Genomic DNA, 20646 nt, shown 5'->3' on the forward strand with positions numbered 1-20646 from the left:
GGTTCACAGGAAGCGCAGAAGAAAAGCGGGGCCCCGGGTCAAGCCCGGGGCGACGATTGTGTTTGTAGTGGGGTGGTGGTGGGCAGATGACATTTTCGTCTGTGCCGTTTTACTTATTGTGATGCGGGTGGAGGTGAAGGTCCTTGAAACGGCGCAGGATTTGTGATTCAGTCGTGACATGAAAAACCGTCGCCCACTTCTCCCGAAAGACAGCCTTGCGCAGTCGATGGCGCTTGTCGTCCTGCTTGTGCTTGCGGCGGTCGGCGTTGCCGGGCCAAGCGGCCTGCTGGCCTGGGGCGAGAACGCGCGGGTGCTTGAACAGCGGCAGAAGGAAATCGCGTCGCTGACGGCCGAACGGGACCGGATAAAGAACCGTGTCGATCTGCTCGATCCTCGCCATGCGGACCCCGATCTTGTCGGCGAATTGCTGCATAGCAATCTCAACGTGACGCATCCTGACGACGTGGTGATGCAGCTCAAAGATTGAGCGGGTCTCCGCCAATGCAGCGGAGGCTTACCGCCGCTTCTGGAACATGGCGTCACTGTAACTCCCGTCCATGCGCGCATCGTCGGGTCCGTAGAGCAGAGTCATCGGATCGGCGCGCGTGAAGCGAAGGGAGCGCGCATGATAGCGCGCAGCGACGGGAGTATCGCTGAAGCGGAAGTGCGCATTCCAGATCGTGAGCCAACCGCCCGGGGCAAGATGGCGATCCAGCGCGGCAACCGTCTGCGCAAAGCGGGAGAACGGCAGCAAGGCCGAACAGGACCGCGGCGCCTGGCTTTCCAGGGCGCCGTGTCGAAACACCGCCATGGCCAGAATGGCATCGAACGTCTGGCCCTCAAGCACCCCGACGTCGGCGGCTTCAATGTAGGATGTGTTGGGATCAGGGTGCAGTGCAAGATGGGCCCGGGCGGTCCGGATCATCGCCGGGTTGGGGTCAAGACCGACAATGCGGGCGTTGGGGAACCACCGCCGCAGGCTGCGGACTTCGCTGCCATCACTGCACCCGAAGGAGAGGATGCGCGGGTTGGCGAGGGTCCACAGATGCGCGTCGAGCGCCGTGAAGATCTCGGGGTAGCGATCCTCGCAGGTCGTCGGCCAAGGTTGCAGGATGGCGCTGGAATGGGTCCGCTTCATGCGCGCGATGGCGCGGCGATCCGGGTCTGCCAGGTCCCTGATCCGATCGATCGTCGAACGCACTTGTGGAACTGCAAGCAGCCCGGTGCGTAGGGACGATATCAGGGTTGAGCCGCTTGCCATGGCTTCTGGATTGCGGTTGAGTTCGCTGCGGTAAAGCTGAAACGGACTTTTCCTTACTAGTGACAAAAAGATAGCAATCTATCGGTATGCAGGGGAATGTCGGTGGTGTGTGCTGGTACCATAATCGAAGTAAGTTTTTGTGGCTGAACACGAAGGCGTGACCGAGCAACAGGCCGGCGGCCTTGCCCGGATGCAGTCGGAATCCGAATCAGTCTGGCGCTATGCGATGGCCGACAGGGCGCATGCGGTGATCGATGCTGCAGATTACTTCGCGCTCATGCGCGAGGCGATGATGCGCGCGCAGCAACGGATTTTCCTGATTGGATGGGATTTCGATACGCGGATCATCATCGGCGGCGGCCGGCGATGGTGGAACCTGCCGCGAAGGCGCGTTTCGCCGGCGCGGCTTGGCCCCTTTGTCGTCTGGCTGGCCAACCGTCGCAAGCAACTCGATGTCAGGGTTCTCAAGTGGAACTTCGGCGCCTTGAAGGCCGTCTTTCGTGGCTCGATGATGCTTGATCTGTTGCGCTGGTGGAGGCACCCGCGCATCGTGTTCAAGCTCGACAGCGCGCATCCCCTGGGGTGCAGCCACCATCAGAAGATTGCGGTGATCGACGATCGCTTTGCCGTGTGCGGCGGGATCGACATGGCGGGCGATCGCTGGGACACGCGACAGCACATCGACGACGACAAGCGGCGCAGACGGCCCGGAGGCAAGCTCTATGGCCCGTGGCACGACTGCACCATGCTGATGGAAGGCGAGGCTGCCGCTGTCCTGGGAGCCTTTGGCAGAAAGCGGTGGGAACAGGCCGGGGGTAAGCCGTTCGAGCCTTGCGAGCCGCAACGGGCCTCTCCCTGGCCGACCACGGTGGAGGCTGAATTCCGCAATGTCGAGATCGGCATCGCGCGGACGCGATCACACTTTGCCGAAGCACGCGAGGTGCGCGAGGTGGAAGCGCTGTTTCTCGAGCATATCGCGCGGGCGAAGAAGTTCATCTACTTCGAGAACCAGTATTTTGCATCGCGCAAGATTGCAGAAGCCATCGTCAGGCGGATGGAAGAGCCCGATCCTCCCGAGATCGTGCTGATCAATCCGCAAAGTTCCGATGGCTGGCTGGAGCAGACCGCGATGGACGGGGCGCGCATCCGGTTGGTGCGGGCGATCGAGCAGGTCGATCACGCAGGTCGCTTCTCGGTCTGGCATCCCTTCACGGCGAAAGGCACGCCGATCTATGTGCATTCCAAGCTGACCATCGTGGATGACGAGATCCTGAGGATCGGGTCGGCGAACCTGAACAACCGCTCGATGGGCCTGGACAGCGAGTGCGATGTGTTCATCGACTGTGCAAGGCCTGCCAATGGCCACTGTGGCGAGGCAATCCGTCGGTTGCGCGTTTCCCTCCTGGCCGAGCATTGCGGTATCGGGCCGGACCGGGTAGCGGAACTTCTGGACCAGCACGGTTCGATGGCTGCGGCCATCGCTGCTGCTCCGCAGGAGGGCAAGAGACTGGGGCGGTTCGTGCCGCACGACCTTACCGATGCGGAGAAGGCGCTGGCCGACAACGAGGTACTCGACCCAGAGCGTCCGGAGGAAATGCTGTCCTTCTATCGCCGGGGTCTGTTCAGGAGTCGCTTCCTGCGACGGCCTGCAAGGTAGCGGAGGAACGTGATGAGCAGTCTGGTAGGGCCCGATGAAGACGACGATCTGGCCCGGGGCAAGCCACCTGTTCCCGAAGACGTTCAGGACGCTATTCGCACGCTGATCCGGTGGTCGGGCGACGATCCATCACGCGAGGGACTGCTTGATACGCCCAAGCGCGTCGCGCGTGCCTGGAAGGAATATTGCCTCGGCTATAGCGAGGACCCGGCGAGCCATCTGTCGCGACAGTTCGAGGAAGTGGGCGGCTATGACGAGATCGTGCTGCTGAAGGACATTCCTTTCCAGAGCCATTGCGAGCATCACATGGCACCGATCATCGGCAAGGCGGCGATTGCCTATTTGCCGCGGCACAAGGTCGTCGGCATCTCCAAGCTGGCGCGGGTCCTTCATGGGTTTGCGCGTCGCCTGCAGATTCAGGAGCGCCTGACCGCCGAAGTCGCGCAGTGCATCTGGGACAACCTCAAGCCGCATGGTGTGGCGGTGGTCATCGAGGCGAGCCACGCCTGCATGACCGCGCGCGGCGTGCGCACGCCTGGTGTTGGAATGGTGACGAGCCGGATGATGGGCACGTTCCTTGACGATACGCGAAGCCGCAAGGAAGTGCTCAGCCTGATGGGCTATTGAGGCAACCTAGCAAAGAAACATTACAAGTCCGTCGGTTGGTTGCACACAATCGCGGTTCTATCTTGCTTGTGTCACCGGAAAAAAGCCGGGACGTTTGCAGGAGACACAACATGAAGACGCTTGGCTTTGCAGGTCTTGCCGTTGCGCTGGGCTTCAGCGCTCCGGCGATGGGCATGGAGCACTCGACCGTCATCGAGCATGCTGCCGGCCCGATCACAGCCGATTACAGCGGAAAGACAAGGGTCGAGATGAAGCAGGTCGGCTCGGCCGGCGGTGCCGGGCGGGCTTCCTCCCTGCGCTGCCGGTGGTCCGTATCGCTTTCGGTCGAGCGGCAGGCACGGGTTGGCGCAAAGATGCAGGCAAGTCGTTCGATGCTGCGCGATGACGTGCTTACGGGATCGTCGCCGGGCTGGTGCTCGGAGCGCGGCAATGGCATCGACCGCGTGATCGAGGCGCGCCGAGATGACTTGCGCAGTGCGATGATGGCCATGGTTGCGCAGGATCGCGAAGTGATCCTCGTTGAAGCAGAAGGAGCCCACGCCAGGCAGCGCGAGGGCTGAGGAGAAATGAGTACATGACCCGCATCCACACTCTGAATGGCCTGGCAGTTCTTGGCGTGATCGCCTCGGTGCAAGCGCCGCAAGCGCTGGCCCAGTCGGTGGAAGTGGGCGTGGAGGCAACCACGGACGAAGTCCGGCGCGGGCTCAGCTGGAGTGATGGGGAAATCTCCGCCTCGGCTGATGCCAGCGTCGGCTTTGCCGGGCTCGATGCCTCGGTGCGCATGGCGGCGCTGCGCAAGTCTGACCGCCATGCCAATGCCGATGTCGTCGGCGACGTGGCTATCGGCAAGGATTGGGAAGCCGGGGCGATCACCCTGCGGACGGAAGCTATCGGGCATTTCTTCGGCGGCGCGGATATCGGTGCCGACTACGGGGAAGTGGGCCTTGGTGCGCGTTATTCGATCGGACCGCTGCAAGTGCGGGCCGATGCGTTCTATGTGCCGAAACAGGACGCGATCGGCGGGGACAATCTCTATCTGAGAGGGTCAGCGAACTTCGGCGTGCCGGCGCTGCCGATCAGTCTTTCCGCATCAGTGGGATACACCACGGGGGACACGAAGGATCTTCGCTCGGCAAGGCTGCGTCCGGCCGGGGACTATGCAGACTGGAGGCTGGGCGTGGAATACAACCAGTTTCCGTTCACGATCGGGCTCGACTACGCTGGCACCGATATCGACACTTCGGGTGTCTCGGTTTCGCCCTATGCCGATCTCAAGCACGCCGGTGACCGGGTGCTGGGGAGGGTCCGGCTTTCGTTCTGAGTCCTCAAGGAAAAAGGCCCCCGCTTCCGGGGGCCTTTTGATAGATCAGATGTTCTCGATCATGTGCTCGGCGGAGCTGACCTTGAAGTCGCCCGGAGCTTCGACGAACAGCTGCTCGACGACGCCATCGTTGACGACCATCGAGAAACGCTGGCCGCGCTTGCCGAGGCCGAAGCCCGAACCGTCCATGGTAAGGCCGAGCGCTTCGGCGAGGTCACCGTTGCCGTCTGCCAGCATGGTCACGTCGCTCGATCCCGAAGCGGCGCCCCAGGCCTTCATCACGAAGGGATCGTTGACGGCGGTGCAGGCGATCTCGTCGATGCCCTTCGCCTTCAGATCGGCGGCCTTTTCCACGTAGCCGGGGAGGTGCTTGGCCGAGCAGGTCGGGGTGAAGGCACCGGGGACGGAGAACAGCGCCACGCGCTTGCCCTTGAAGTAATCGGCTGACTGCACGGCTTCCGGACCTTCGGCAGTCGCCTTGACGATCTTGACGTCGGGCAGCTTGTCTCCAACAGCGATTGTCATCCCCATCTTCCTTTCGTTGCGCCGGGCGAGGGGGCCCGGACGAGTATGGCGGGTTGGATATAGGCGCGCTGCGGTGGTCTGCAACAGTCCGGCAGTGCGGTAATCCCGAATAGCGATATAAAGACATCTTTATATTAAGTTTGCAGAGTGGGGGCGGGCACGCTATGGGCCCTGCAGGAGCGCGCCGGTACCTTGGTCTGCCGCGCAGATGATTTTTCAGGAGAAAGCTTCGTGGCCAGCGTGCTTGACGCCAAGAACGACTACGTGATCGCCGATATCGGCCTTGCCGACTTCGGTCGCGCCGAAATCAAGATCGCCGAAACCGAAATGCCCGGTCTGATGGCCCTGCGCGAGGAATTCGGCGCATCGCAGCCGCTCAAGGGCGCGCGCATCACCGGATCGCTGCACATGACGATCCAGACTGCCGTGCTGATCGAGACGCTGGTCGCGCTGGGCGCCGAAGTGCGCTGGGCCACCTGCAACATCTTCTCCACGCAGGACCATGCTGCGGCTGCCATCGCCGCTGCTGGCATCCCGGTCTTCGCAATCAAGGGTGAAACCCTTGCGGAATACTGGGACTATGTCGGTTCGATCTTCGACTGGGGTGACGACCAGACTGCCAACATGATCCTCGACGATGGCGGTGATGCCACCATGTTCGCCCTGTGGGGCGCGCGCGTGGAAGCTGGCGAGAAGCTGTTCGAGCCTTCGAATGCCGAGGAAATCGAGTTCGTCCGCGCGCTCAACGCTTTCCTCAAGAGGAAGCCCGGCTACCTCACGCAGTCGGTCAAGAACATCAAGGGCGTTTCGGAAGAGACGACCACGGGCGTCCACCGCCTGTATCAGATCGCCAAGGACGGCAAGCTGCCTTTCCCGGCGATCAACGTGAACGACAGCGTTACCAAGTCGAAGTTCGACAACCTGTATGGCTGCAAGGAATCGCTGGTCGACGCCATCCGTCGCGCCACCGACGTGATGCTGGCCGGCAAGGTCGCCTGCGTTGCCGGTTTCGGCGACGTCGGCAAGGGCTCGGCCGCATCGCTGCGCCAGGGCGGCGCTCGCGTGATGGTCACCGAAGTCGATCCGATCTGCGCACTGCAGGCGGCGATGGAAGGCTATGAAGTTGTCACCATGGAAGAAGCGGTCAAGCGCTGCGACATCTTCGTGACCGCGACCGGCAACGAGGACGTAATCACCGCCGAGCACATGAAGGCGATGAAGCCGATGTCCATCGTCTGCAACATCGGCCACTTCGACAGCGAGATTCAGATCGCTGCGCTCGACAACTACAACTGGACCGAAGTGAAGCCGGGCACCGACCTCGTCGAATTCCCCGATGGCAAGCAGATCATCATCCTTGCCAAGGGTCGCCTGGTGAACCTGGGCTGCGCCACCGGCCACCCGAGCTTCGTGATGAGCGCCAGCTTCACCAACCAGACGCTGGCCCAGATCGAGCTTTTCACCAAGGCCGAGAACTACAAGAACGAAGTCTACGTGCTGCCCAAGCACCTCGACGAGAAGGTTGCGGCGCTGCACCTCGAGAAGCTCGGCGTGCAGCTGACCAAGCTCAGCAAGAAGCAGGCTGATTACATCGGCGTGCCGGAAGCCGGGCCGTTCAAGCCGGACCACTATCGCTACTGATCGTGCGATAGCAGCCAGAACACCAGAGGGCGGCGCGGGAAACCACGCCGCCCTTTCGGTTCTTGGAATGAGTGATACCGGATCATCAGTATTGTAGTGCGCCGGATTGTAATTCTTGGGGGCAGGCCCTAGCGAGAGGACGATGCCGCTGCTCAACCAGACCATCATGGTGTTGATCGGATTGCTGCTTGCCGCCTGGACCGCAGGGGCAGGCTGGCTGGTGCTTGTTGCACGAGCGCGCGCGCGCAAGGGCGAGGCGGTGCATCGCCAGGCGCGCCGATTGGCGAGGATGGTCGATGAATCGCCCGCCCTGCCATTGCTGGTGCGCGCCGATGGCAGGATTGAAGGCCCTGCGCGGCTTGCCGGATGGTTCGGCTTCGAGACGATGCCCGGCTACCTGACCGAACTGGACGCAGAAGGTGCAGGCTTTGACGAGGTGCAGCTTTCGCAATTGAGCGACGCTGTCCGAAAGGCGCAAAAGACCGGCGCGTCCTTCAGGCTGGCGCTCACGCCCAAGGATGGCAAACGCAGCCTTTCGGCCCAGGGACACCTGGCCGACCCCCAGATCTCTCCGGGTGGTGCAGCCTTGGTCTGGTTTTTCGACTTCTCGGAAAGCCAGGAAGAGCTGGTCCGGTTACGAAGCGAGACGACTGCGGCACGGGCGGATTTTGCCGGGCTTTCGGGCCTGATCGAGGCGGCTCCCTTGCCGATGTGGTTTCGCGGGCCGGACCTGCGCCTGCGTCTTGTCAACAGCGCCTATGTGAAAGCCGTTGGTGCTGCGAGCGCCGATGTGGTTATCGCTCAGGGCATCGAACTGATCGAACCGGTGGATGGTCTCTCCGCATCCCAGGTTGCCCGCCAGGCGCAGTCTCGCAAGGTGCCGATCGAGCGTTCGCTGCTGGCAACGATCAAGGGGCAGCGCCGCGCGGTGCGCGTCACGGACCTGCCGTTGGGCGAGGACGGCATCGCCGGATACGTCGTCGACATCGAGGAAATGGAGGAGCTGATCCGCCAGTTCCGCCGCTTCCGCGAAGCGCAGCGCGAAATGCTCGATACGCTCTCGGCGGGCATTGCCCAGTTTGACGAGAAGCGAAACCTGGTCTTCGCAAACCAGCCTTTCCTGCGCATATTCGGTGTGCCCAAGGCCTGGGTGGTGGACACACCGCCGTTCGACCGGGTCATTGACCGGATGCGAGATGCGGGCCGGTTGCCGGAAGTCCGCGATTTCCCCGATTGGCGCCGCGAAAGGCAGGCCTGGTTCCTCGCCCGCGTGCCAATCGAGGAATCCTGGCACCTTTCCGGGGGGACCCATCTGCGCGTGGTCGGCCAGCCCATGCCGGATGGCGGGCTGTTGATGATCTTCGAGGATCGTACCGAACAACTGCAGCTCTCGGCGACGCGGGACACCCTCCTGCGGACGCGAACGGCGACTTTCGACAATCTGTTCGAATCGCTCGCCGTTTTTGCACCTGACGGCAAGCTGCAGCTGTGGAACCGAAGGTTTGCTGCAGATTGGGGGCTTGAGGAGGAGTTTCTCACCACCCATCCACGGGTCGACGTGCTGCTGAACAGGCTGGCAACGCAACTGAAACGTCCCGCGCAGATCGGCACGATAGCGCAGGTTATCCAGGCTGCGACGCTGGAGCGCAAGCAGCGTTCCGGCCGGTTGACGCTTGCGGATGGACGCCATTTTGCCCTCGCTGGCGTGCCGCTTCCGGACGGGAACGGGATGCTCACGGTCCTGGACATCACCGACAGCCAGAAGGCCGAGGCGGCGCTGCTCGAACGCAATGCGGCGCTGGTCGAGGCCGACGCGGTGAAGACGCGGTTCATAGCGAACATGAGCTACGAATTCCGCACGCCCCTCACTTCGATCGGAGGCTTTGCCGAGCTTCTGCAAAGTGGCATCGCCGGGGATCTGACGCCCCAGCAGGACGAATATGTTTCGGCAATCCTCACTTCGGTCGCGCGGCTTGGGGAGCAGATCGAGAACGTGCTCGACCTTTCGCAGAGCGAGGCCGGAACGCTGCCGCTGGAACAGGAGCCGGTGGAGATATTCCCGTTGCTGACCGAAGTTGTCAACGAACGTGGAGAGCGGATCGCGGCTGCTGGCCTTGCCTTGGACCTGCGCGGCGACAAGAGCGCCGGAACCGTGATCGGTGATGCCCGCAGGTTGCGTCGGGCCTTTGGGCAACTGGTTGACAATGCGGTGGCCGCGACACCCGAGGGCGGCAGAATCCTTGTCGTTGCCTCCCGAAGCAAGGGGGGACCGCTCCAGGTGGTCGTGTCCGACAATGGCCGCGGCATGGAGCCTGCGGTCCTTGCCCGCGCTCTTGAGGGGCTGAAGCTCGATGCCGAAGGCAAGGCGGTGGAGCGCCGGCAGGGGCTCGGCCTGCCGCTGGTTCGCCAACTGGTGGAAGCGCATGGCGGAACACTGGAGCTTGTGTCCGAGCCCGGCCTTGGCACCAGCGCCATCGTGGTGCTGCCGTGATCTTCGAGTTGCCCGACCTGGACAGTTCGGCTGTTCTCGCCCGCGAGATCGCCGCGAAACTGCGCCCGGGCGATGTGATTGCCCTCTCTGGCGGCCTGGGCGCGGGAAAGACAACCTTGGCGCGATCAATCATTGCAGCACTGGGACACGCCGGAGAAGTGCCCAGTCCCAGCTTTGCCATCATCGAGCTTTATGATCCGCCGTCGGTGCGTCTGCCCCTGGTCCACGCAGACTTCTACCGTCTGGACGATCCGTCCGAGGCGGAAGAGATCGGTCTGGATGACTATCGCGAAGGCGCGGCGCTGCTCGCTGAATGGCCGGAAAATGCCGGGGGCTTCGCGCATGAGCCCGGATGCCTTTCGATCGTGCTGGAATCCACGGAAAACGGCAGGCGGGCCATTGTAACGCCGGGGCGCGATTGGATAGAGCGAGTACCATGGACCTGACTATTCCTTCGGGCGTCGACGCCTTCCTGAACAAGGCAGGCTGGATCGGCGCTACTGTCGAGCCACTGCCTGGCGATGCATCGTTCCGTCGTTACTTTCGTATTCGCCGATCAGCGGGCAATGCGATGCTGATGCACGCGCCGCCGCCCAACGAAGATCCCGAGCCGTTCCTTCGCGCTGCCAAGTGGCTCGATGCAAATGGCCTGCGCGCGCCCCATGTCCTCGCCGAGGATCCGGCGCAGGGCTTTGTCCTGCTGGAGGATTTCGGTGACGTGCGCATGCGCGAATACCTCGATGCCTGGCCGCAGGATGAGGAAGAAGTCTATCGGCATGCCATCGACGCCCTGCTGCAGCTGCGCAAGCTGCCTGCGGGGCCTTTCACGGGATATACGCTGGCCGAGTATCAGCGCGAGGCTCGCCTGTTCATCGAGTGGTACGTGCCTACCCAGTCCCTCTATGTCGATGGGCGGGGCTGGAACGCAGCCTGGGAAGAGGTCCTGTCGCACCTTCTTCCGCGTCAGCGCCCCGGGGTCACTGTCCTGCGCGATTATCACGCCGAGAACATCATGCTGCTCAACGGCCTGGATCGACAGGGGCTGCTGGACTTTCAGGATGCCTTGAACGGCCACCCGGCATACGATCTGGTATCGCTCCTTCAGGACGCGCGCAGGGATGTCTCGCCGGAACTCGAAGCCAGCATGCTGGACTATTACCTGCAGAAGACCGGCGAAGGCGACGATTTCCTCGCGGATTACGCCCGGCTTGGCGCGCAAAGGAATGCCAAGATCGTCGGCATCTTCGTGCGGCTTTGGAAGCGCGATGGTAAACCGCGCTACCTTGACTACATTCCTCGCGTCTGGGCTCTGCTGGAACGCGATCTCGCGCATCCGGCACTGGCTCCGGTTGCCGCCTGGTTCGATGCCAATATTCCGGCAGACCTGCGGGCCAGCATGGGCGGATCGTTTAGGGTATGAGCAAGCCTCTTGTGAGCGACGTGGCCATGGTTCTTTCGGCGGGCCTTGGCAAAAGAATGCGCCCGCTTACGGCGACGCGGCCAAAGCCTCTGGTGCAGGTGGCGGGCAAGCCCTTGATCGACCATGCGCTGGACAAGCTTGATGAAGCGGGCGTGGCCCGGGCCGTGGTCAACGTCCATTATCTTGCTGACGCGATGGAAGCGTATCTGGCGCAACGCAAAAGCCCGGCCATCGCCATTTCTGACGAGCGGGCACAGTTGCTGGAAACCGGCGGGGGCATGGTCAAGGCATTGCCCTTGCTTGGCACCGATCCGTTCTTCTGCCTCAACTCCGACAATATCTGGCTAGACGGGCCGCGGAACGTCTTTGCCCACCTTTCGGATCACTGGGACGCCGACAGGATGGATGCGTTGCTGCTGCTCGTGCCCCATGCGCGGGCGTTCAACTATCGCGGGAAGGGGGATTTCCACATGGATGCCCTGGGCCGGATATCGCGCCGTCGGACCGGTCGTGTGGCGCCTTTCATTTACAGCGGCATCCAGATTGTTTCGCACCGCCTGCTCCGTGACGCGCCGGACGGTCCGTTCGGAACGATGGTGCTGTGGCAACGGGCCATTGAAGAGGGGCGGCTTTACGGATTGTCCCACCAGGGACTGTGGTATGAAGTGGGCGAACCCCAGATGATCGCCCCAACCGAGGCTGCGCTGAAGCGCGACTGACATGGCCGAGTTCTCCACCCGTCCGCGTGTCTGGTCCATCGCGGCGCACAGGGGTTTTGCCGACGCCTTGGTCGCCGGCCTGGTCCCTCGTTATCGGGAGGATCGGTTTGGCCTCGCGCGCCTGACGTTGCTGCTGCCAAGCCAACGCGCAATCCGCACGGTCACCGAAGCTTTCGTGAGGATAAGCGGGCAGGGACTGTTGCTGCCGCGCATGGCGGTGGTGGGCGACCTTGACCTCGACGAGACGCTGGGACCGTTGCTTGACCCGATCGGTGCCGGCGCGGGGATTCCCGATGCCGTGGACCCAGTACACCGGCTGCTCAAACTCTCCGCGCTGATCCGTGACGAACTGGGCGCCGAAGCGCCCGGTGAAGCTGCCTTGCTGCGACAGGCCAGAAGCGTAGCACAAAGCATCGACCGGCTCCTCGTTGAAGGCGTGCGTCCCGAGGACATGCTCGACGAAGGCATCCTTGGCCTCTCGTCGGAACTGTCGGAGCACTGGCGGGAAAGCACCAAGCTGTTCGCCACCGTATTCTTCAAGTGGAAGGACGAACTGGCGCGGCTGGGCAGGATCGATGCGCCCGAACGACGCAATCTGCTTTTGGCCCACGCGGCGCAGGTGTGGAGGGAAACCCCGCCTGCCCATCCCGTGATCGCTGCGGGCGTAACCTCGGCCTCGCCTGCGGTCGCGAATTTGCTGCGGGTGATTGCGGATCTTCCGGACGGCGGCGTAATTTTACCCGATCTTGATCTTGCGATGGATGTATCGGTCTGGGACGCGCTCGGGTCTGCAGGCGGACCTGACGGCAAGGTATTTCAGCGCGGGGATGTCGTAACGCATCCGCAGTATCACCTGAAGCTTCTGCTGAACCGCATGGGGATCGGGCGAGGTGAGGTTGAGCCGTGGCACCGTTCTGGTCTTGCGCCCGCGCCGCCGGAACGCAGCCGCGCAATCTCGAATCTCTTCCTGCCGCCGGAAGCCAGTGCTGCTTGGGCTTCGCTCGAGGCGAGGGAGCGCCGTCTTTCCGGCGTTCGGATGATGGAGAGCGCCAACCCGGAGGAAGAAGCGCAGGCCATTGCCGTGTTGGTCCGCGAAGCTCTTGACGAGCCAGAGCGCCGCGTGGCGGTGATCACGCCGGACCGCAGTCTGGCGGCGCGGGTCGTGGCGCATCTTGGCCGCTGGAATATTGGCGTGGACGATACGGCCGGCCGGCCATTGCCGCAGACGGCGGCAGGCAGGGTGATCCTTCAATTGGCCGAAGTCGTTGCCGAGCGGGCCGCACCCGTCCCGCTGCTTGCCTTGCTTGGCCACCCGCTGGTCTGCGCAGGCGAGGGCAGGGCGAAATGGCTCGAGCGGGTGCGACAGCTGGATCTGGCCCTGCGTGGCCCCCGACCCGGCCCCGGACTGGCTGCCATCCGGATCAAGGCGAAGGAACATGAAAAGCGGTATCCGGGTCTTGCAGACTGGTGGTCGGTCGTCGAGGACCTGCTGTTTCCGCTGCTGTCGCTCGATGGCCACGCGTCGCTGGATGCGGCGCTGATAGCTCTGTCCGAAGTGGGAGAAGCGCTGTGCGGGCAGGGGCTGTGGGCGCAGGCCGATGGGCGCTGTCTCGCGCAGTTCATCGAGACCTGGCGCGAAGCTGCTTCAGAGCATCCAGGCCTTTTGCCGCCCGAAGAACTGCCGGCACTGTTGCGCGATGCCATGGAGGAAGTCTCCGTCCGCCCGCCCTATGGGGGGCATCCGCGTCTGGCGATCTACGGCTTGCTCGAAGCGCGGATGAGCCGCGCCGATCTTGTCATCTGCGCTGGCCTGACTGAAGGCTCCTGGCCAGGCAGCCCGGCGACTGACCCGCTGCTGGCACCTGCCATCCTCCGCGCTCTGGGCATCCCGGGCGCCGATTTCCGCATCGGTCTTTCTGCACACGACCTTGCTGCCGCACTGGGAGCGCCCGAAGTCGTGCTCAGCCATGCGCACCGCGATGCAACCGGTCCGGTCATTCCTTCGCGCTTCCTGCTGCGAATTCACGCAATGCTTGGCGAGCAGCTTCGGCGCGAGACGCGCGCGGTCAGCCTAGCCCAAGCGTTGGCCGATCCCGAACCGGAGCAGCCTCACCCCCGGCCGCACCCCATGCCCAGTGCGGAGCAGCGGCGCGTTCCGATTGCTGTTACGGCACTGGATCGGCTGCGCGGCGATCCGTACCAGTTCTATGCCTCGGCGATCCTTGGTCTGCGTAGCCTGGATCCGGTCGATGCCGATCCGACGCCTGCCTGGAAAGGCACCGCAGTTCACGATGTGCTGAAGGCATGGCACGATGGCGGCGGTCGTCCCGGCGAACTCGTGCCGCTTGCCGAACGCATGTTCGACGAGATGAGCGCGCACCCCTTCATGCGGGCGATGTGGAAGCCGCGCCTGATTGATGCCTTGCTGTGGATCGAGGAGGAAACGGACCGCCTTGCCGGGGAAGGCCGCGACGTTCTGGCGATCGAGCGCAAGGGCGAGATCATGGTTGACGGCATCCGCATTCACGGCCGTGCAGATCGTATCGACAGGCTGGCCGACGGAACGCTGGCCGTAGTCGACTACAAGACCGGCACGCCGCCATCGGGCAAGATGGTCGCGCAAGGATACGCCCTTCAGCTTGGCCTCATTGGCATGATCGCCCGTGGCGGTGGCATGGAAGACGTCTCGGGCGAGCCAACGAAGTTCGAGTACTGGTCGCTTGGCCGGAACAAGGATCGCGGCTTTGGCTACATGAAATCTCCCGTCAAGGAAACGGCGCGGCAGACCGGCCTGTCGCTTGAAGACTTCCTGCCCGAAACCGAGCGTTTCCTGCGTGAAGCAATTGCGCGTTGGTTGCTCGGCAGCGAGCCGTTCACGGCGCGGCTCAATCCCGATCTTCCGGGCTACAGTGATTTTGACCAGCTGATGCGTCTCGACGAATGGCAGGGTCGCGAAGAGGAAAGCGGCCGGTGAGCAAGGTCTATCCCCTCAGGGACAATCAGGCGCATGCGGTCCATCCGCAGCGCACCGTCTGGCTATCTGCGTCCGCAGGGACCGGCAAGACGCAGGTCCTTTCCGCGCGCGTTCTGCGCCTGCTTCTGCAGGAGGGTGTCGAACCCGAGCAGATCCTTTGCCTGACTTTCACCAAGGCGGGTGCCGCCGAAATGGCGACGCGCGTCAACGAGGTTCTCGCCAGCTGGGTGCGTCTTCCCGAGATCGAGCTCGCCGCGCAGTTGAAGGCGATTGGCGCGCCGTTCGGACCCGAAACCGTGGCCCGCGCGCGCAGCCGCTTTGCCGCCGTGCTCGATTGCCCCGGCGGCGGTCTCAGGATCGAGACCATTCACGCCTTCTGCCAGTGGCTGCTTGCATCTTTTCCCGTGGAGGCGGGATTGCGACCGGGCAGCCGAGCCATGGAGGACCGCGACAGGGCACTGCTGGTTCGGCAAGTGCTGGCCGAATTGCTGGTTTCGGCCGAAATCGAGGGCGACGAGGCATTGATCGACGGTCTTGCCTCGCTCTCGCGCCGGATGAGCGAGGATCAGGTGGAAGCCTTTCTGCTGCGTTGCGCCGGTGCACTGGATCTGTGGACAGGGCCGGGCGCATGGCAACCGCCACTGCGCCCGCGGATCAACCGCGTGATCGGGCTGGGCGAGGATGACGGGCCGGAGAGCCTTGCCGCCATGTGCGCCGATGATCGGTTCGATTGCGAGTCCGTCCGGCGCTGCATGGAGATGAACAGCGCCTGGGGCACCAAGAGTGGTATCGAAACCGCGAACACCCTTGGCGACTGGCTCGCCGCGGGCCCGGAAGGGCGCCTGAACACCTTTGCCGCGCTGAAGAGCCAGTTTCTCACGGCCAAAGATGAAGCCAAGTCGACCACGAACATCGAAAAGAAGCAGCCCGGATATGCCGACTATGCCGCGCGGGTCATTGCCTGCGTCGAGGCAGTAAAGGCCCGCAAGGCACAGCTTGATCTTGCCGACCTGCTCGAGACAGCGCTTACCATCGGTCGCCGTTTTGCCCTGGCCTGGAGCGATGCCAAGGCGCGCGAGGGCTTCATCGATTTCGATGACCAGATCCGCACCGCCGCTGACCTTCTGACCAAGCGCACCAGCGCCGAATGGATCCGCTTCAAGCTCGATCGCCGCTTCGACCACATCCTTGTCGATGAAGCGCAGGACACAAATGCCTCGCAGTGGGAGATCGTGCTCGAAGGGCTGGTGTCGGACTTCTTCACCGGCGAAGGCCAGCGTGGGCCTGCCGTGCGCACGCTGTTCGTGGTGGGCGATTACAAGCAGGCCATCTTCGGTTTTCAGGGGACGAGTCCCGAGAACTTCGCGCAGGCGAGCCTTCGGGTCAGGGAGCAACTCGATCAGGTCGCGCAGATCCTCTCCGACCCGGACCGCAAGCTGCTCGAACTCGGGCTGGGCCAATCGTTTCGCACCTCAAGGCCGATCCTCGAATTCGTCGACCGTGCCATCGATCATCTGGGGTGGGATCGGCTGGGCCTTGATCGCAAGCCCGAGCGCCATGTCGGTCTGGATATCCCCGGCACGGTCGGCCTCTGGAAGATCGTCGGCGATGATGCGCCGGACGAGGAGGATGACGGTGGCGGGGGCGACCAGGGAGGGGGAGACGAGGGCGCCGAAAGCTGGCTCTCGCGCCCTGATCGCAAGCTGGCGGACCAGATCGCGCTGCAGGTGAAGGCGTGGATCGACAGCGGCTTCCCACTGGGCAAGGCTCAGCGCCATGCCGGTGCGGGCGACGTCATGGTCCTGGTGCGCAAGCGCAAGGAACTGGCGGGGCTGATCGTGGCACGTCTCCACGCGCGCGGCGTGCCAGTGGCGGGCGTGGACCGGCTGCGGCTTGGCGCTCCGCTTGCGGTGAAGGACCTGGTGGCCGCGCTGCGCTTCGCCGCGCAACCGCTGGATGACCTGAACCTGGCTGCGTTGCTGGTTTCTCCGCTGATCGGGTGGTCGCAGGAAGACCTGCTCGAACACGGCTATCGCAGGCAGGGCGTGCGGCTGTGGGACTGGCTGCGCCAGAACGAGGGGCCTGCGACTTTCGCAACGATGGAGCAATTGCGCAGCCTGCTTGCCCGGGCCGATTTCGATCCGCCGCAAGTGCTGCTGCATTGGTTGCTGGTGGGGCCTTGGGATGGCCGTCGCAGACTGGTCGCACGCCTCGGGCGTGAGGCCAACGATCCGATCGACGAACTGCTCAACGCAGCGATCGCGTTTTCCAGCGCCAATGTGCCCAGCCTGATCGGCTTCCTGCAGTGGTTCGACGCCGGGGAGGGAGAACTGAAGCGCGAGGCAGGCAAGGCTGATGGCCTGGTGCGGGTGATGACCGTGCACGGATCGAAGGGGCTGCAGGCGCCGATCGTGATCCTCGCCGATGCTGCGGATGATCCGGACCTGTCTCCACCCCGCGGTCTTGAGCTTGTCGAAGACGTTCTGGGGTCCGTGCGCAAGGTCCCCCTGCCGTCGCTACGAAAGGAGGAGAAGGCACCCGCTGTTCTCGAGGCGGAGGCAGAAGCCAAGCGCGCCGAGCGCGAGGAGCATTGGCGTCTGCTCTATGTGGCGATGACGCGTGCCGAGGAAGCCCTGTTCATTGCAGGGGCGAAGGGCAAAAGGCGCAGGAAGGGGGCAGGTGACCTTCCCGAGGACAGCTGGTACGCACAACTCGAGCCGCTGTTCGAGGGCGATTGGCGCAGCGATCCGCTTTGGGGCGCGGTCAAGCAGATCGGCGGTCCTGCCAGCCTGAAAGGCCAGCCGGCCAAGCGATCCGGACGTTCTGCGCGGATTGAGGTCCCGGAGGTGTTGCGCGCTGCAGTCGGCCCCGAACCTCGCCCGCCGCGCCCGCTTGCACCTTCATCGCTGGGAGAGGACGAGGCCCCGGATCCGCCAGCGCCGCCCGGTCCTCATGCCATGCTGGCGGCAAGACGCGGGACGCTGCTGCATCGTCTTATCGAGCGTCTTCCGGAACTTCCGGTCGAGCGGCGACAGGAGGCCGGTCTCGCCTGGCTTGCCCGGATGGCGAGCGATTTCGACAATTCGGACCACAGGGCCATGGTGGCGGATGCGATCGCGGTAATCGACCAACCGGGCTGGAACGACGTCTTCGGCCCGGATTCCCTGGCTGAAGTGCCGCTGGCAGCGGTCGTCGGAGGCCGCGTCGTGAGCGGCACGGTGGACCGCCTTGTCATCTCGGACAAGGGCATACGGATCGTGGATTTCAAGACAGCGCGCCGCCCTCCGGCCTCGCTCGAGGAGATTCCTGCGGCCTACATCCGCCAGATGGCCGCCTATGTTGCCGCGCTTGAAGCAATACACCCCGGCCTGCCGGTTGAAGCTGCGCTGCTCTATACCCACACGCCGCAACTGTTCGTTATTCCCGATGACCTGATCGCAGCGCAAAAGCTGCGCCTTGCCGGGGTTCAGGAATCCTTGTCCGGCTGATCTGTTGCACCGCGCGCGCGAGTGCCTAGATTGCCCTCAACCACACAGGAGTTTCACGCAATGTCGACCAAGGCCGTTTCCGACGCCACTTTTGCCTCCGAAGTTCTGGGCAGCAGCAAGCCCGTCCTCGTCGATTTCTGGGCGGATTGGTGTGGCCCGTGCAAGATGATCGCCCCCGCGCTTGAGGAGATTTCCGAGGAACTGGCCGACAAGGTCGAGATCGCCAAGGTCGACATCATGGAGAACACCGATACGGCCAGCCAGTTCGGCGTGCAGTCGATCCCGCTGCTGATCCTGTTCAAGGACGGTCAGCCGGTCGCCCAGAAGCTGGGTGCTGCGCCGAAGAGCCAGATCAAGGGATGGCTCGAAAGCGTTCTTTGAAACGCAAGCACCTTGCGCCCTCGCGAAGGCGAGGGCCTCGGTGTTGTTACGGATGATCAGCGTAAACCGACTGAGGCCCCCGCCTGCGCGGGGGCGCAGTTTTTCGGGCTAGCCCAGTTTAGACAGCCTCTCCGCCAATTCCTCGAACAGCTTGGGACTTGCCGCGCCGATCAGGCCCGGCTCAAGATGGCGATCGACGCGGTAGGGCGAACCGTCAGGTCGCGCTGCCTTGCCGCCTGCCTCGTTCAGGAAAAGCACGCCTGCGGCATGATCCCACGCCAGTGTCTTCTCGAACAGGGACACGTCATTCTGGCCAAGAGCTATGCGGGGATACTGCTCGGCGGCGCAACGGGGGATATCGACCAGCGTGTAGTGCGGCGCGATATGCTCCATCAGCGACGCGCGCTTGGACTTGTCGACAAAGACCAGCGAGATCGCGGCAATCGGCGTGTCATTGCCGCTGCCTTGCGCGGTCAGCTTCTCGCCGTTGACCCAAGCGCCCTGGCCGCGATGCGCGGTGCACAGACGGCCCGAGAGCGGGTCGTAGATCCAGCCTGCAACAGTTTCGCCGCCCTGCGCCAGGGCAACCAGGATACCGAACGGCGGCTTGCCGACCGCATAGTTGTTCGTCCCGTCGAGCGGGTCGATGATCCAGCACAGCTTGTCAGACAGGCGATCGAAGATTGCCGGATCAGCATGGGCCGCTTCCTCACCGACGATCGCCGCCTCGGGCAGGATCCTTGCCAGCCCTTCGGCCAGCATGATTTCGCTTTCGGTGTCGGCAATGGTGACGACATCGTCGACGGCCTTGTTGCTCACCTCTTCAATGGCCAGCCGCTGGTAGTGCTTCAGCAGCGTCTTTTCCGCAGTGTCCCGCATGAGGGCGGCCACTGCATCGTCAAGGGACCGGCTCAAGACCGGTAATCCGCATTGATCGAAATGTAGCCGTGCGTCAGGTCGCAGGTCCAGACCGTGGCCGAGCCTTCGCCCAGGCCGAGATCGACCTCTATCGAAATCTCGCTGCCCTTGAGATGCGCGGCGACGGGCGCTTCGTCGTAATCGGCCAAGGGCTGACCGTCACGCGCTGCCCAAGTGCCGCCGAATCCGATCGAGAGGCGGTCGCGATCGGCTGGTTCGCCAGCCTTGCCCACGGCCATGACAACCCGGCCCCAGTTGGCGTCCTCGCCTGCGATGGCGGTCTTGACCAGCGGCGAGTTGGCGATGGCAAGCCCCACCTTGCGGGCGCTCTCGTCGGACACCGCGCCGGTAACGCTGACGGCGATGAATTTCTGCGCGCCTTCGCCATCCTTGACGACGAGGTGGGACAACTCGCGACATACCTGTTCAAGCGCGGCGGCGAAGGCATCGGCACCGGGGCTGTCGAAGCTGATCAGTTCGGCGTTTCCTGCCTTGCCGGTGGCGAAGGCGAGCACGGTGTCACTGGTCGAGGTGTCGCTGTCGACAGTGATGCATGAAAACGTCCTACGGTTTGCGCCCGAAAGGCACTCCTGCAGGAATGCCGGGCTGACGGCGGCATCGGTGAAGATATAGCCCAGCATCGTTGCCATATCGGGCGCGATCATGCCGCTGCCCTTGATGATTGCACTGAACGTCACACGGGTATTGCCGATCATCGCCGAAGCGGTCGCGCCCTTGGTGAAGGTGTCCGTGGTGCCGATGGTCCGGGCGGCGTCTTCCCATGAGCAGACTTCGGCCTGGAGTGCGGCTTCGATCCCCGCACGGGCCTTGTCCTTGGGCAGCGGCACGCCGATCACGCCGGTGGAGGAGACGAAGACCTGCTCCTTTTCGCAGCCGAGGTGTGCGGCGACTTGCGACATGATCTGCTCGACCGCCTCGCGGCCGCGATAGCCGGTGAAGGCGTTGGAGTTACCGGCGTTCACCACCAGCGCGCGGGCCTTGCCCTGCTGGACGTTCTGCCGACCAAGTTCCACTTCTGACGAGCAGCACACGTTGCGCGTGAAGACGCCCGCAACCGCCGTGCCCTCGGCGAGTTCGACATAGGTGAGGTCGCAGCGGCCCCAGTCCTTGTACCCGGCGCGCGCGATGCGCGGGGTTGCGCCTGCAATGGCGGGCAGGGCGGGGAAGGGCGTTGCGAGCGGGGAAACGGCGTCAGACATGGC

Annotated in this window: 17 protein-coding genes; 13 read left to right on the top strand and 4 right to left on the bottom strand. The window is 63.7% G+C overall.

Annotation, left to right across the window (positions count from 1 at the left end):
• Positions 1-178 precede the first annotated feature (178 nt).
• Positions 179-487, top strand: a complete 309-nt coding sequence (locus AX703_RS12775; protein WP_062344532.1) for a septum formation initiator family protein — start codon at positions 179-181, stop codon at positions 485-487.
• A gap of 27 nt (positions 488-514) precedes the next feature.
• Here AX703_RS12775 and AX703_RS12780 read toward each other — a convergent pair whose 3' ends face one another.
• Positions 515-1201, bottom strand: coding sequence for a trans-aconitate 2-methyltransferase (locus AX703_RS12780; protein ID WP_062344533.1), 687 nt, complete (start codon positions 1199-1201; stop codon positions 515-517).
• Between the two features lie 199 nt (positions 1202-1400).
• Between AX703_RS12780 and AX703_RS12785 the strand changes: the two genes are divergently transcribed.
• The 4 genes from AX703_RS12785 to AX703_RS12800 all read left to right on the top strand — a co-directional run bounded on the left by AX703_RS12785 (position 1401) and on the right by AX703_RS12800 (position 4866).
• Positions 1401-2918 carry a phospholipase D-like domain-containing protein gene (locus AX703_RS12785; protein ID WP_231735521.1) on the top strand — a complete coding sequence of 506 codons (1518 nt, stop codon included), beginning with the start codon at positions 1401-1403 and terminating at the stop codon, positions 2916-2918.
• Positions 2919-2930: 12 nt separating this feature from the next.
• Complete coding sequence (gene folE, locus AX703_RS12790; protein WP_062344535.1) at positions 2931-3545, top strand: GTP cyclohydrolase I FolE; 615 nt, start codon at positions 2931-2933, stop codon at positions 3543-3545.
• 110 nt (positions 3546-3655) lie between these two features.
• Entirely contained in the window at positions 3656-4105 is a 450-nt protein-coding gene (locus AX703_RS12795) for a hypothetical protein (RefSeq protein ID WP_062344537.1), read from the top strand.
• A 14-nt stretch (positions 4106-4119) separates the two neighbouring features.
• Complete coding sequence (locus AX703_RS12800) at positions 4120-4866, top strand: TorF family putative porin (protein WP_062344539.1); 747 nt, start codon at positions 4120-4122, stop codon at positions 4864-4866.
• A 45-nt stretch (positions 4867-4911) separates the two neighbouring features.
• Here AX703_RS12800 and AX703_RS12805 read toward each other — a convergent pair whose 3' ends face one another.
• Positions 4912-5391, bottom strand: coding sequence for a peroxiredoxin (locus tag AX703_RS12805; protein WP_039332231.1), 480 nt, complete (start codon positions 5389-5391; stop codon positions 4912-4914).
• Positions 5392-5622: 231 nt separating this feature from the next.
• Between AX703_RS12805 and ahcY the strand changes: the two genes are divergently transcribed.
• The 8 genes from ahcY to trxA all read left to right on the top strand — a co-directional run bounded on the left by ahcY (position 5623) and on the right by trxA (position 18505).
• Positions 5623-7032, top strand: a complete 1410-nt coding sequence (ahcY, locus tag AX703_RS12810) for an adenosylhomocysteinase (RefSeq protein ID WP_156452045.1) — start codon at positions 5623-5625, stop codon at positions 7030-7032.
• 142 nt (positions 7033-7174) lie between these two features.
• Positions 7175-9523, top strand: coding sequence for a PAS domain-containing sensor histidine kinase (locus AX703_RS12815; RefSeq protein WP_062344548.1), 2349 nt, complete (start codon positions 7175-7177; stop codon positions 9521-9523).
• Complete coding sequence (gene tsaE / locus AX703_RS12820; RefSeq protein WP_039332235.1) at positions 9520-9969, top strand: tRNA (adenosine(37)-N6)-threonylcarbamoyltransferase complex ATPase subunit type 1 TsaE; 450 nt, start codon at positions 9520-9522, stop codon at positions 9967-9969. Before AX703_RS12815 ends, tsaE begins: the two co-directional genes overlap by 4 nt.
• The gene (locus AX703_RS12825; RefSeq protein ID WP_062344550.1) at positions 9960-10943 is read left to right on the top strand and encodes an aminoglycoside phosphotransferase family protein; all 984 of its coding nucleotides are present in this window, start codon (positions 9960-9962) and stop codon (positions 10941-10943) included. The genes tsaE and AX703_RS12825 overlap by 10 nt, the downstream gene beginning before the upstream one ends.
• Positions 10940-11662, top strand: a complete 723-nt coding sequence (locus tag AX703_RS12830; RefSeq protein ID WP_062344552.1) for a nucleotidyltransferase family protein — start codon at positions 10940-10942, stop codon at positions 11660-11662. Before AX703_RS12825 ends, AX703_RS12830 begins: the two co-directional genes overlap by 4 nt.
• A 1-nt stretch (position 11663) precedes the next feature.
• The gene (gene addB, locus AX703_RS12835; protein WP_062344554.1) at positions 11664-14636 is read left to right on the top strand and encodes a double-strand break repair protein AddB; all 2973 of its coding nucleotides are present in this window, start codon (positions 11664-11666) and stop codon (positions 14634-14636) included.
• Positions 14633-18124 (top strand): double-strand break repair helicase AddA, encoded by a 3492-nt coding sequence (addA, locus tag AX703_RS12840; protein ID WP_369821018.1) that lies wholly within the window; start codon positions 14633-14635, stop codon positions 18122-18124. The genes addB and addA overlap by 4 nt, the downstream gene beginning before the upstream one ends.
• Positions 18125-18184: 60 nt before the next feature.
• Positions 18185-18505, top strand: coding sequence for a thioredoxin (trxA, locus tag AX703_RS12845; protein ID WP_039332242.1), 321 nt, complete (start codon positions 18185-18187; stop codon positions 18503-18505).
• A 108-nt stretch (positions 18506-18613) separates the two neighbouring features.
• Here trxA and AX703_RS12850 read toward each other — a convergent pair whose 3' ends face one another.
• Positions 18614-19384, bottom strand: coding sequence for an inositol monophosphatase family protein (locus AX703_RS12850; protein WP_062344584.1), 771 nt, complete (start codon positions 19382-19384; stop codon positions 18614-18616).
• Positions 19385-19416: 32 nt separating this feature from the next.
• A complete protein-coding gene (gene argJ, locus AX703_RS12855) occupies positions 19417-20643 on the bottom strand; it encodes a bifunctional glutamate N-acetyltransferase/amino-acid acetyltransferase ArgJ (RefSeq protein ID WP_062344557.1) in 1227 nt (408 codons plus the stop codon).
• Positions 20644-20646: the final 3 nt, after the last annotated feature.

Origin of the sequence: Novosphingobium sp. CCH12-A3 (assembly GCF_001556015.1) — a bacterium.
GTDB lineage: Bacteria > Pseudomonadota > Alphaproteobacteria > Sphingomonadales > Sphingomonadaceae > Novosphingobium > Novosphingobium subterraneum.